The organism is Candidatus Symbiobacter mobilis CR, assembly GCF_000477435.1.
GTDB lineage: Bacteria > Pseudomonadota > Gammaproteobacteria > Burkholderiales > Burkholderiaceae_C > Rhodoferax > Rhodoferax mobilis.
The window spans coordinates 2,729,206-2,742,919 of sequence record NC_022576.1; the positions used below are offsets into that span (position 1 = coordinate 2,729,206).

Sequence of the window (13,714 nt, forward strand, 5' to 3'; positions counted from 1 at the left end):
GCAAAGCCGCGTTGTATCATGGCTTGGCACCCTGGGATAGGATGTGTGGGTCGTCGCAAAAGTGTCGTGGAAAGTAGCGTGAAGATGGTTTTTTCGGTGGCGGATGCGGTGGGCCTCGTGGCCGCTGTGTTGACGACGGCGAGTTTCTGGCCGCAGGTCCGGCATACCTGGCGCACCCGGGACGTTTCCGGCATCTCGCTGGGGATGTACTGCGTTTTGGCCGCAGGCATCGTATGTTGGCTGGCGTATGGCATTCTTTTGCGCGCCGTTCCCGTCATTGCCGCGAATGTCGTGACCCTCGTTCTGGTTGCGGTCATTCTGGTGATGAAGCTTCGATTTCAAGCCTGAACGCGCTTTTTTGGTGTTGTGGTGTTGTCCTCCCCTTTGTTGATCGACCTGCCCGGTTGCGCGCTGTGCGCTGCGGATCGGGATCGCCTCGCGCATCCGTTCGTCGGTGGCGTAGTGCTCTTCGCCCGCAACTGGCGTGATCGTACGCAACTCACTGCGCTGTGCGCAGACATCAAGAGCGTGCGAAACGATCTGCTGATTTGCGTCGATCATGAAGGCGGGCGGGTACAGCGTTTTGCCAGCGATGGGTTCACGCCATTGCCTCCCATGCGTGTACTCGGACAGCGTTGGGAGGTCGATCCGAACGCTGGCGCTGCACTGGCTACAGCGTGTGGGTTCGTGATGGCTACGGAGCTGCGCGCTTGCGGGGTCGATCTGAGCTTTGCCCCCGTCCTCGATTTGGATTACGGCGCCAGCACCGTCATCGGCGACCGCGCCTTCCACGCCAACGCGAACACAGTCACGGCCCTGGCTTCGGCGCTGATGCATGGGATGCAGTTGGGGGGGATGGCCAACTGTGGCAAGCACTTCCCCGGGCATGGCCATGTGCGTGGGGATTCGCATACCGAGGTGCCCGTCGATTCCCGCACGCTGGAGCAGATTCTGGAGCAGGATGCCCAGCCTTACGGTCACTTGTGCCTGCGATTGCAAAGCGTGATGCCTGCGCACGTGGTGTACCCCGCAGTGGATGGCGTGCCTGCCGGTTTTTCGGCGAGGTGGTTGCAGGGCATCCTGCGGGAGCGGCTGTGCTTTGGCGGGGCCATCTTCAGCGACGATTTGTCGATGGTCGGCGCACGGGTGGTAGCCGGGCAACCTATCGGCGTGGGGCGTGCGGCGGAATTGGCGTGGAAGGCCGGTTGCGACATGGTGCTACTGTGCAATCCCGCTACCTCGCAGGATTTCGACGCATGTCTGGTAGCCCTGGAGCGTTCATGCAGCCAAGCCACCCCGCAACGCAAGCAAGACAGCGAAGCCCGGCGGCATTCCTTGCTACCCATAGCCCCCGCGCTTGGCTGGGACGCCCTGCAAAGCGATGGGCGCTACGTACATGCATGCAAAACGGTTGCCCGTGTGCAAATCCGTGTGTAACAAGGCACAACGTACCCGCGCTGGTCTGCCACCGGTACAAAACGACCACCCAAAGGAAAAACGATGCGATTTTTGGATGTACGAACAGACTTTGCGTTCAAGAAGGTATTTGGTTCGCAGCGGTCGAAACCGGTACTGCGGGGTTTTCTGAACGCGATCCTCGAATACGAAGGCGAACACGAGATTCAAGAATTGGAAATCGTCGACCCGTACCAAATCCCCATGGTGCAGGGGATGAAAGATACTTTTGTCGATGTGAAAGCAGTGCTGGCAAACGGCACCCAAGTCATCATCGAAATGCAGGTATTGAATGTTGAGGGCTTTGAACAACGAATCTTGTACAACGCCGCAAAACAGTATTCGAGCCAACTTGGGCCTGGGGAGCATTACCGGCTGTTGAACCCCGTGATTGCATTGACGTTCACGGACTTTGTGTTGTTCGACGACGCCCCGAAACAAATGACAAGCCGGTACCGGCTGATGGAGAAAAGCAGGCTGGCGGAGTACGGCGATGACATTGAGCTGGTATTCGTCGAATTGCCAAAATTCCAGAAAGAGGAAAAGGATCTGGCCGACATTCGTGATCAATGGCTGTACTTTATGAAGAATGCAGGTTCACTCGAAATGATTCCCGAAGGGCTGCCCGATCCACTGATCCGAAAAGCCTTGGAGTGGATCAACGAAGCAGCCATGACCCCGGAAGAACTAGAGGCCCAACACAAGCGTCGGGACTTTATCTACATACTTCGCAATGCGCCCATCAAAGCGCACAAAGACGGATTGCGGAAAGGGTTGGAACAAGGCATCGCGCAGGGCCTTGCGCAAGGCATCGCGCAGGGAATCGAAAAAGGCCTCGAAAAAGGCCTCGAGAAGGGCATGGAGAAGGGAATCGCGCAGGGAATCGAGAAAGGCATCGAACAGGGTCGTTTGGCTGCGTACCAAGCCATGGCGTGCGCTGCGCACCACCAAGGCATGGAGACTGCACAAATTGCCCAATTGGTGGGATGCAGCGAGGCAGAGGTCAGGCAGTGGATCAGCGCAGCAGCCCAGCGTCCGACAGGCTCCTAGCCAGGGCAATTTTGCGTAAGTCTTACTCTTTTCTGCTTCCATGCCCATCCCCTCTTCCCCCGCGTACAGTGAAAGTTCGATCCGTGTCCTCAAAGGGTTGGAGCCGGTTCGGCAACGGCCGGGGATGTACACCCGCACGGACAACCCCCTGCACATCGTGCAGGAGGTGATCGACAACGCTGCCGACGAAGCCTTGGCAGGGCATGGCAAAAAGATTCGGGTCACTTTGCATGGCGACGGTTCGGTCAGCGTGGCGGACGAAGGCCGGGGGGTTCCCTTTGGCATGCACCCTACCGAGAACGCTCCGGTCATCGAGCTGGTGTTCACGCAGCTCCATGCCGGGGGCAAGTTCGACAAAACGCAGGGCGGGGCCTACCGTTTTTCCGGGGGGTTGCATGGCGTGGGCGTTAGCGTCACCAACGCCCTGAGCCAACGGCTGGAAGTCACGACGACCCGCGAAGGCAAGGTTGCTCGTATCGTTTTTGCGGGGGGCGCGGTGTGCGAACCCCTCCACATTCGCGATGCCACCGCCGAAGAACGCAAGCCCGGAACGGTGGTGCGTATGTGGCCCGATCCGCAGTATTTCGACACCCCAGCCATCCCCGAAGCGCCGCTGATTCATCTGCTGCGCAGCAAGGCCGTGCTGATGCCGGGGGTAACGGTGATTCTGGCGCAGGAAGGAAATCGCCAGACGCAAACCTGGCTTTACAAAGGCGGGCTGCGCGACTACCTATCGAGCCGGCTTGCCGCCGAGCCGCTGATCCCGTTTTTCGAGGGTTCGGGCTACGCTGACGAGACCCACGATAGCTTTGCCCCGGGCGAAGGCGCAAGCTGGTGCGTCGCGTTCACGGAAGAAGGGGAAACGATCCGCGAAAGCTACGTGAATCTCATCGCCACCGTCGCAGGCGGCACGCACGAATATGGCCTGCGGGAAGGGCTGTTCAGCGCCGTCAAGGGCTTTATCGAACTCCATTCGCTGTTGCCCAAAGGGGTGCGGCTGGTGGGTGACGATGTGTTGTCACGTGCGAGTTTCGTGCTCTCGGCCAAGGTGCTTGATCCGCAATTCCAGGGGCAGATCAAGGAGCGACTGAACTCGCGGGATGCCGTGCGGATCGTCGCCTCGGTCGTCCGGCCCGCGCTGGAGCTGTGGCTCAACCAAAACGTCGAGCACGGCAAGAAGCTGGCGGACTTGGTGATTCGCGCCGCGCAGAAGCGCCAGAAAGCGGCGCAGAAGGTCGAAAAACGCAAAGGCTCCGGCGTGGCCGTTCTGCCTGGCAAGCTCACCGACTGCGAAAGCCGCGACTTATCAATCAACGAGGTGTTTCTCGTCGAAGGCGATTCCGCCGGGGGCAGCGCCAAGATGGGGCGCAACAAGGAATTCCAGGCGATCCTGCCCCTGCGCGGCAAGGTGCTCAATACCTGGGAGGTCGACAAAGACCGGCTGTTCGCCAATCAAGAGGTGCATGACATCTCGGTTGCCATCGGCGTAGACCCGCACGCGGCTGGCGATACCGTTGACCTGGGTGGCTTGCGCTACGGCAAGATTTGCATCCTCAGCGATGCAGACGTCGACGGCTCGCATATCCAGGTGCTGCTATTGACGCTGTTCTTTCGCCACTTCCCCCAACTCATCGAAGCCGGCCATGTTTGTGTAGCGCGCCCCCCCCTGTACCGGGTCGATGCCCAGGCACGCGGCAAGAAGCCTGCGACCAAAGCCTACGCGCTGGACGAAGGGGAACTCACCGCGATCCTCGACAAGCTCCGCAAGGACGGGGTGCGCGAAGGGACGTGGACGATTAGCCGATTCAAGGGCCTGGGCGAAATGAACGCCGAGCAGCTCTGGGAGACGACCCTCAACCCCGACACACGCCGCCTGCTGCCCGTGACCATCGGGAAATACGGCGTGGAAGCCACCCGCGAAGCCATGACCCAACTGATGGGCAAAGGCGAAGCCAGCGCCCGGCGCGAGCTGATGGAGCGCTATGGGAACGAGGTGGAGATTGACGTATGAAGAGTGGTACGAAGAGCGACATGGGAAGAGCGACAGAAGTCGCGATCAGCGGCTGGCCGTAGCGGTGCCCATGCAATGCGCGCCGTTGTGCTACCGTGGCACGGTGGGTAGCGGGTGTTCGCCCGTGTTCGCATGTATTGATGCCCCTCCTGCCCACTAGGAACCTATTTCAGTAGGCAGGCGAGCCGAAGCAGTGTGCGTGGCACCGGAGCGCAGGAACCGGAATGTACTGACAGTACATGAGGATTCCGAGCACCGCCGCCGCGTGCAATGCGATGGCGCAGCCCCTACTGGAATAGGTTCTAGGCGCCTCGGGTGCCAAACGCCGGGGCTTGGTCGTGTGTTCCTTGTATCACCGTAACGGAGGTGTTTCCATGCGTAACGCTGTGCGTCGTTTTTTGTTGGCGGGGGCGTGTCTACCTGCATTGGCTGGCGCCGATGCGGGGGTCTCGCTGGTGGCGGGATGGAATTTGCTCGGCAATAGCAATACGGCGCCGGTTGCCGTGGCTTCTGCCTTTGGCGATGCGGACAAAGTTTGGACGGTCTGGAAGTGGAATAAGGCCCAGGGCAAATGGGCAATGTATGCGCCGTCCTTGAGTGCGTCGGAACTGGCGGCCCATGCTGCAGAACATGGCTACGACATCCTGACCACGATCAACCCCAAAGAAGGCTTTTGGGTTCGTACCAAGGCTGGGGGAGCGTTCGATATCGGGATGCCTGCCGTACCGCCCGCGCCGGGTGCCATGGCAGGTGCTTTGCAAGCGGACGACCTGGTTGCAGGCTGGAATTTGGTTGCCAGCACCGACAACAAAAACCCCTCGCAGCTCGAAATGGGCCTGCGCAAGGCACTGCGCAACAAAGGGCAGGCCATCATCACCGCGTGGGCGTGGGACACCGCCACCGGTAGCTGGCGCATGCATGCGCCATCGCTGGAAACCCAGGGCATCGACACCTTGCGCGCACATCTCGTCCAGTACGGTTATCAGCCCTTTGCCACGGCCCCCGCACCGACTGACGGTTTCTGGCTTCGCATAGGCAACGCCGCGCCAGCCAGCGACCCCCCGGCTTCGGCGGTTGACGCAGCCAAAGCGTTCATGTCGACGTTGCGCAGCAATGCGCGTGCGCTCGATGCCGAAGACCTGTCGCTCAAAACGGAACTCGAAGCCGTGGCAGATGACTTGCGGTTGCGCACCGTGCCGGTATCGGAATTCACCACAGACACGCTCCAACTGGTTCAGGAAGCGGCCGATTACTGGGACAACACTGTTCGCGACACTTCCGCCCCGTTCACGGCGCAGCGACGTGAGGTGAACGGACTATGGCGTTGTGGGCTGTACGCCGACGCAGCAGCCATGACGGTTGCGACCAGCCGCAACGATGCGCGGTACCTGGCGTGTACGACGACCCCCCGCCCGGGTAGCAAAGCGTTCATCAATGCCACCGATGCCAACGGTACTTACAAGCCTTGCGATGCCGTAGGGGAAGTGTGCGGAACCGCGTGGACATTGCGGCTGCTCTTGCAGCCTGACCCCGCCGATGCCCACCACTACTTCGTGCATACCCGCACCGTGGCATCGCGCATGACGGTTGCTGCGGTAGCGTACGGCTACTACGACAACATGACATCGAAGTACATCGAAGGCGCCGATACCTGCCCCAGCGGGGAGTCATGCTGGGTCGAACCCACGGCATGGAACGAGACGCAGACGTATGCGAGCACCCCAGCCCCTGGCGTCGCGGCAACGCTGTCGCTGACTCGCGATGAAGAGGGGGCGATCGATTCCTGGGCTTTGCGGGGAGATCTCGCACCTTCCGTGCAATTCGATATGCAGCCTTCTTTTGGCTACGACGGGGCATTGGGGCAATGGATTTACCGGCAGAACCACACTGCCGAAGTGCTGGGCGAGAAGCATGAAGTCGATCTCTCCGTTGCCTGGTTGCAGCATGACAGCACCGCACACAAACTGGCCCTGCAAGGAGATATTCGCCTGATTCGACAAGGGCAGGTCGCTTCCTGGGTGGGTTTTGCGCCGGGGTCGACCATGGAGGCTACCCCTGATGCCGCGGGGTCGTACTCCGATTGCAGCAGCGGCCAACGGATGCATCTGATCTTGCATGCGGGGTCACCGGTCAGCACGCTGGAAGGAGGGCTGCGCATCGGCGCTTGCCAATACGACCGCTCCGGCACCGTGTACGAACCCACGCAATTTGCCTTCACCGGGAGCGTGGGGCGCAATGGAGCGCCGTTCTTCGAGGGGACGATCAGTGCCGACCACACCGGGTTGCCCTCGTTCGATGCGACGCAGGGCGCACATGCCGCCAACACCGATGTGGGCCGCGTGCGACTTGCCGGCAATGTATCGATCCCGAACCGGCCCGTGCTGTCGATGCAACTCGACATCACCGGCGCAGACAGCGGCACGCAGGGCCGTGTATGGTGGAGCGGCCAGTACGCACAAGGTACGAGCGTGGTCAACCTCAGCGGTTACGGCGACGATGCAGCGCAAGTGCTCACGCTGGAAAGCAACACGGGGGTTCGATTGGTGCTTGATTCCGCACAAACGGTGCATCCGCTGACCGTGAACGGCGTGTTGGCGGGGTACCTGAACACCGAAGACGGCACGCTGGAATACACCGACGGGAGCTACGAGCAGCATTGACTGGGTTTGTCCCCGGTCGTCCTTGATCGTCTTCGATGAGACGCAGCATGTACAACAGGCTGCTCGCGTTGGCTAAGGCGCTGGTTCCCCTGGCGCTGGTGGGGGCGTCGTCCCTGCCAGCGCAGGGCGTGCAGCCCGATCATTGGGCGGTATGGGTGGGCGCCGAGGAGGAATCGATGGGCGTCGGCGTTCCGGTGCTGGCGCTGGATCGGGATGACTGGGCCACGTATCTGCATGCAATGGGGCAGTCCGGCAGGGCGTTGCGTCGCATCGAAGCGCACGCGGGCGCGATCCACCCCAGCGGATGGGGGCTGGCGGCGGTGGCCCGTTCGCAGACGTGGCTGGAGGCCAACGCAGACGCCGTGGCGCTGGCTGCGATGGAGTCCCGCCACAGCCTGCCGGAAGCACCGCGCCGTTTTGCGCTGTGGGCGCGTAGCGAGGCCTGGGATGGGCGCGGCCTGCGCGGGGTGACCCCGTGGTTTGCATTGGCCGATTCGCACACATGGCGATGGCAGGCCAGCGTGGACTGGCTGCGTCTGCACAAGCTGAAGGTGCGCAGTGTGGAAGGAGACATCGCCTACGAAGGCAGTACAGCGTATGACGCCAGGCTGCGTATGTACCGCGCAGACCGCAACGTAACCGGGCGCTTTCTTCCCCCTTCCGGTGAGGTGGGCACCGGGGCCTCGCTTTCGCTGGCCCTGCAGGGCACGCCATGGCCAGGCTGGCGTGTAGACCTTCGAGCGCAGGACGTGGCTTCCCGACTGCGGTGGAAGCAGTTGGCCACCGACGAGCGCATCATCGACTCGCAAATCGCCATCCGCGCCGAAGACGGCACGCTGGATTACGCGCCGGTCATCCGTGGCAAAAAGGCCATCGCAGCCGTATCGACGACGATGAGAACGCAGTGGCAAGCCCTGCTGGGCTGGAGCCCCGGTGCATCCACCGTGGGGGAATGCACCCTGCGCACCGTGCGCATGGCCCCGCTGACGCAACGGTGGCTAGGGTGGCAACGCAACGCTGGCGCCCTGCGCTGGGGCGCAGAGCTGGAACCCACACTTGGCGCGTTACGGCTGTGGATTGGTGGGGAGCATGGGTACCTGACCCTCGCTACCGATGGGCGGGGTCTTTCCTCGCAATACCGGCAGATTGCAATGGGGTGGCAGTGGGGCTGGTGATGGCGCATGTACGCTATGCGATGTCACGCCTTTTGCGCCCTGTTTCCCTAGTCTGCAAGCCATGTCTACATTACCAAAACTGCCTTACGGCCTGAGCAATTTCCGGCAAGTCGCGCTGGAGGACTACTTTTATGTAGACCGCACGGGGTACATCGCCAAGCTGGAAGCGCATGGGCGGTACCACGTGTTGATGCGCCCGCGCCGTTTTGGCAAAAGCCTATTCCTCTCGATGCTGGAGCACTACTACGACCAGCTCCGCAAGTCCGAATTCGAAGCGCTATTTGGCAAGCTGCATGTGGGCCAGCATCCCACGCCGCTTGCCCATACATACCAAGTGCTTGTGCTCGACTTCAGTGGGATCGAAACGGGCCACGGCGTGGAGACCGTGCGGCGGGGCTTTGCTGCCAGGGTGGCGCTGCCAGGGATCCGCTTTTTACGGCGGTATGGCTATCCTGCATCCGTTGTGGAGGAATTGCGTAGCCTGTCCTCCCCACAAGAACAACTCACCCTGCTCTGCCAATGCGTGGCGGATTCCGGCAACAAATTGCTATTGCTGATTGACGAATACGACCACTTTGCCAACAGCCTGCTTGCTGAAGACATGGGTGCGTTTCGCGAGGCGGTCGGCAAGGGCGGTTTCGTTCGCAGCTTCTATGAAACCCTCAAAACCGCCACCCAGGCTGGGATGCTTGACCGGTTTTTCCTCACTGGCGTCACGGCGATCATGCTCGATAGCCTGACCAGTGGGTTCAACATCGCCAAAAACCTGACTTTCGAGGAAGACTTTCACGACATCCTGGGCTTTACCCGCGACGAAACGCTGACGTTGATTCGCCCCTTGGTCGAGGGCTGCCAGATGAATGCCGAGACAGTCATGGAAGACGTGACCCGCTGGTACAACGGATATCGCTTTCACCGCAGATGCGACACCGTCTACAACTCCGACATGGTGCTGTACTTTGCGGACAACTTTGACCGCAAGCGCTGCGCATATCCCGACCGGATGCTCGACGAGAACATAGCATCGGATTACGGCAAGCTAATGGCGCTGTTTGCGATAGGAGACCGCACGGACAACTACCGCGTGCTCGAAGCGTTGGTGACGGAAGGCGAAGTCATTGCCCAGCAGCAGCGACGCTTCGACCTTGACAAAGCCTTTGGGCGGGACGACTTCATCAGTTTGCTGGCCTACGTGGGCTTTGCTTCGCTGGTGTCCGTCCAGTCGGATCGGATGCGTTACGCGATTCCCAATTACGTGATTCGGGAGTTGTACTTTCAGTATTTCCTGGTGGAGTGGGAACGGCGCAACCAGTTGACGTTGCCATTGCATGAATTGGCCGATGCGTTGTATGCGCTATCCGATTTCAACAACCTCGAACCGCTGCGCGCCAAGCTGGAATACGTGCTACGCCACTTGTCGAACCGCGACAGCATGCGGATGGACGAGAAGCATCTCAAAGTCATCCTGATCACGCTGCTGTTTCAGACATCGGTTTGGTATTTGCAAAGCGAACCCGAGGTAAACCGCCGCTACCCGGACATCTTGCTGCGGGAACGCAGCCCGTACACGCTGGCCGGGCAACACCTGATCGAACTGAAGTACGCGAAAAAACAGGACGGCGAAGCGGGGTGGGAAGCAAAACGGCAAGAAGGCCTGGAACAAATCGCCGGGTATCGTGCGTTGCCCGATATTGCACCGATGGCAAAGCTGCATTGCTGGTTGTTGCTGACGGATGGGGAACGGGTGGAGGTAGTGGAGGTGGTGTGAGGGGCATGCCGCTGTTTCTGCATCACCTCTGTGGGGTTTTCTTCTTTCTGTTCCACAGTTCTTCGCAGGGGGTGGGGTGGTTCCGAATGGCCGATGCCTTTTCGGCCCCGAATCCCCATTGACCTTCTTTGGCGTAGTCCATCAATTGGCGTCTGCGGTTTTTGCTTGCCCATACGCCGTGTTTTCCTTGGGAATCCGGTCGCAAATAATCGTGGATCAGATTTGCGACAAACTCCGATTCCGTCTCGGGAGGTTCGTCACGGCGCAATGCCACATCGTGTTCGATCTCTCCGTTCGGGATCCAGTACGGATCGCCAAATAGCCGCGCTGTCAGGCTCAGCACATGGTCCACGACCGAATCCTCGGTCAGCAACGCCAGCACATCGTCGATATAGGCCGTGTTCGGCTTCTGAAAAACGATGCGGCCCCGCAGGAAGTCGGCTTCGGAAGGGGCGACGCGATGGCCTTCTTCGTCGTAGACGAGAAATTTCGCATGGGTTGACAAGCTGGCGTAGGGCGAGGTTGAGACGAGCACGCCGCGAATGCGGAAAGTCCATTCCTTTCCCTCGAATTCGACCTTTTGCCCACTCGCGGCGAGTTGGCGCTCCACCACATGCGGCATGTACAGCGTCGAGACGATTTTGTAATCCGACCATCCGCCGACCGCGCCCACCGCGAGGCCCTTGGGATCGACGAAACCGAAGGTCTGCGTTCGGGAACCATGGTCCAGAATCCAGACGATGAAATCGGGATAAAACCAATCGGAATCGTCAACGCGAAGACGGAACGAATCGTCGCGCTTTTCCAGATTGCGTTGAAGCCACATTTCCTTGTCCCCCCATCGCAGCGGCGTTTTGTCGCTCTTGGGATGGTTCCCTGCCGGGTACAGCCGACGAATCAGGTCGCGAACGAAGGCTTCCTCGTGCTCATCGAGCTGGCCTGGGCCAACGTCGATCCCTTCCTCATTGGGTTTCAGCAGCAGTGGCTGGTACACACTGCCAGGGGCCAGTACTTCCACGGCGCCCTGCGGATCGACGATCAAAGGCAAGTTGTCGATATCCGGACAACGGAACGGGACGCCGAACAGCCCACTTTGGACGGGCTTTGCGGGTTTCTTACTCGACATGCTCGAATTCCTTGAAATACGTGTCGGGAATGCCGCCCTCGTCGGAGGGAACCAGGCCGTAGCGACTCATGCGGTTTTCCTGTTTGCGGTATGCGCTCTCGAACAAACGCCGCACCACGGTGGTGGCCATACGCTGCAACCGCGCCAGATCGGCAGGCCCGCGAACGGCGAGCATTCCGGGCAGCCCCGTGATGTTGTATTTCTCGCTATCGAGTGCGCACTGGATGGCTTGCATGTCGAAAGCGAAGTTCCACCAGCGCTGCATTTGCCTCCACTCGACCATCTCCCGGTACACCGCATTGAGATCGAGCAGCACGCTCCATTGCCGGAACTCGGCAGTGATGTCTTCCCCCACCACGCCTTGGCGCACTGTGGCGTTGCCCTCCTTCAGCATTGCCGTGGAAACCGTTGCGGTTAACGCAACCTTGACCTGGTTGACCCCGGCGAGCCAATCTTTTCCCGTAGCGGATACGCGGAAGTCGCCAGGATGCGGCGCAAACGCCCGCACCGATTGCAGCAGCGCCGGGGCGTGCTTGCGAACGTTGCACTCGATGCGCCGAAGCATCGGCACGCCGTTGTTGCCAAGGCTTTGCAGGAATGCGTCGAGATACCTGGATTGCAGGCCATAAACATACGCGGTTTGCAGGGGAACCAGCTCGGCGGGCGGCTGTGCCAGCCTTTTGCCGTTGCCGCCCACCCCGGCAAAGCGCACCACGCGCCCGAACATCTGGATGATGAGCGAACCTTCCCCCTGCCCCAAGCGCAGCAAGGTCAGGCTGGAAGCGCGGTAGTTGTCCCAGCCCTCTGCAAACCGGCGTGAGCCGATCAACACTTGCAAGCCACTGTGGGGCGCATCGAGTTCTGCGAACAGCGACCCCGACATGGCATCGTCTTCGACGGCCAAATGGGCTGCTTCGAGCGCTTTCTTCAGGCCGATGGCATCGCCAACGTTGACCACGCCGTAGTAATGCGATGTATCGCCGCGCAACAACCCCAGGCCCAATTCACCAGCCGCAGACTTGAGCACGCGCAGCACCGGCTTGTCGCCTTGCTGCCAGGCAAAACAGTCGGCCAGAATGCGCACGGCAAGGTCGCCCGCCTGCCAACCTTCCGTTGCTTTGCGCACTTCTGCAGGCAACAGTTCGGCACCGACCGTGGTCGTCGCCAAAAGTTGCTCCAGGCTTTGCGCCAATGTCGATGGATTCGCGAGCATCGTCGAAAGGTAGGCCAGAACTTCGACCACGTCGGAAGTCTGCTGCTTGTCTCCCTCGTTTTTCTGGCTGCCGATGACGGAAAGGCCCAACAGAATCCACAGCGGTGCAGCCACTTGCAGCCTTTGTTCCGTAGCGGTTTTCTGGGCCTGGGCGGAACGGAAACTGGCGACCTGATGCCAGAACGATAGCAGCGCGGCAGTCATCGTCTGGCGCTGGGTCGTGGCGCTGGCATCCCCTTTCGACTGCACGCGCACATGCCAGAAATCCTTGCCGTACCGATCTTGATGAAAGCGGTCGTAGGCGTAATCGAAGACCACCGACTTGGCGTAGCGGTCGAAGGCATGTTCCGCTTCCGCCACCTGGCCAAAGGTTGCGGAGAACTCGATCAGCATCCCGCGATGGGGGGCGTGGCGCGCCCCCACGCCGGCAAGGTTGGCTTGCAGGGCTTTCCAGATGCTGGATTCGGACTTCTGCCCTTTATGGCCTTCGTCGACGAAAACGAGGTTGCTGCCGTCGGCAAAGACGCTCGTCGGTACCGTCACGCCATCGCCTTTTTTCTCGTTTGCCAGCTTGTTGATGTCGAGCACGATCACGGTATCCGAAGGAAGACGCCCGATGCTGGATGCGTCGCCATCCATCGGGTAGGCAAAGACCTCCCACGTCGTTAGCGCACGCAGCCTCTCGGCGTGTTGCCGGGTCAATGATTCCGAAGGCGTGACGACGATCCGCCGGTCCCAGGAACGGCGCCGTTCCAACAAGGCCATGCATGCGTGCAGGAGATGGGTTTTGCCCGCCGCCGTCGCCATCCAGAAAGCCGCCCATTGCAAATCGGCATCGACGAATTCCGTCACCGTCTCGGCATCGGGGTTGCGTTGCGCAAGAAAGGTGTTCAGGCGGATGAGGAACGCCGAAGCATCCTCCCTTTGCGCATCCATCCAGTGGGCAAAGAGCACCAGCGCCAGATATTGGGCGTAACGGGGGGCGAACTGCACGCGACCGCACGCCTGCCGTACTTCGTCATCAAGGATAGAGAGGTGCGCGGTATCCCTTTTGCAAACAGACCCCAATGCTTCCAGGTACCTGCCCTCGGTCAAGCCATGCTTTGCGCCGATCGTGTCTTCCACCGTCCGCAATTGCGCCATCGCGGAAGGGAGCGCCAGGCCCAATTCGGCGGCCAGCGCATCGCGCAGCACCAGGGCGGATTGCAACCGGGCGTGGCCCGAGCGTTTTACAGGTGGCATGGTGGATAGGAAAG

Annotated in this window: 9 protein-coding genes; 7 read left to right on the forward strand and 2 right to left on the reverse strand. The window is 60.6% G+C overall.

Annotated features, from left to right (window positions below; all coding sequences use genetic code 11):
* Positions 1-84: 84 nt before the first annotated feature.
* From CENROD_RS11160 to CENROD_RS11190, 7 genes are all read left to right on the forward strand, one after another.
* Positions 85-348 carry a SemiSWEET family sugar transporter gene (locus CENROD_RS11160; protein ID WP_022776454.1) on the forward strand — a complete coding sequence of 88 codons (264 nt, stop codon included), beginning with the start codon at positions 85-87 and terminating at the stop codon, positions 346-348.
* Between the two features lie 18 nt (positions 349-366).
* Positions 367-1,437 carry a beta-N-acetylhexosaminidase gene (gene nagZ, locus CENROD_RS11165; protein ID WP_041193574.1) on the forward strand — a complete coding sequence of 357 codons (1,071 nt, stop codon included), beginning with the start codon at positions 367-369 and terminating at the stop codon, positions 1,435-1,437.
* Positions 1,438-1,500: 63 nt separating this feature from the next.
* A complete protein-coding gene (locus CENROD_RS11170; RefSeq protein WP_022776460.1) occupies positions 1,501-2,505 on the forward strand; it encodes an Rpn family recombination-promoting nuclease/putative transposase in 1,005 nt (334 codons plus the stop codon).
* A gap of 40 nt (positions 2,506-2,545) precedes the next feature.
* The gene (locus CENROD_RS11175) at positions 2,546-4,516 is read left to right on the forward strand and encodes a DNA topoisomerase IV subunit B (protein ID WP_022776463.1); all 1,971 of its coding nucleotides are present in this window, start codon (positions 2,546-2,548) and stop codon (positions 4,514-4,516) included.
* A 374-nt stretch (positions 4,517-4,890) separates the two neighbouring features.
* Entirely contained in the window at positions 4,891-7,176 is a 2,286-nt protein-coding gene (locus CENROD_RS11180) for a hypothetical protein (protein WP_151194626.1), read from the forward strand.
* Between the two features lie 47 nt (positions 7,177-7,223).
* Positions 7,224-8,351, forward strand: coding sequence for a hypothetical protein (locus CENROD_RS11185; protein WP_022776469.1), 1,128 nt, complete (start codon positions 7,224-7,226; stop codon positions 8,349-8,351).
* 61 nt (positions 8,352-8,412) lie between these two features.
* On the forward strand, positions 8,413-10,119 hold the full coding sequence (locus tag CENROD_RS11190) for an AAA family ATPase (RefSeq protein WP_022776471.1): 1,707 nt from the start codon (positions 8,413-8,415) through the stop codon (positions 10,117-10,119).
* 22 nt (positions 10,120-10,141) lie between these two features.
* Here CENROD_RS11190 and CENROD_RS11195 read toward each other — a convergent pair whose 3' ends face one another.
* A complete protein-coding gene (locus CENROD_RS11195) occupies positions 10,142-11,245 on the reverse strand; it encodes a hypothetical protein (protein WP_022776474.1) in 1,104 nt (367 codons plus the stop codon).
* Positions 11,235-13,700 carry a DEAD/DEAH box helicase family protein gene (locus CENROD_RS11200; protein ID WP_022776476.1) on the reverse strand — a complete coding sequence of 822 codons (2,466 nt, stop codon included), beginning with the start codon at positions 13,698-13,700 and terminating at the stop codon, positions 11,235-11,237. Before CENROD_RS11200 ends, CENROD_RS11195 begins: the two co-directional genes overlap by 11 nt.
* Positions 13,701-13,714 lie beyond the last annotated feature (14 nt).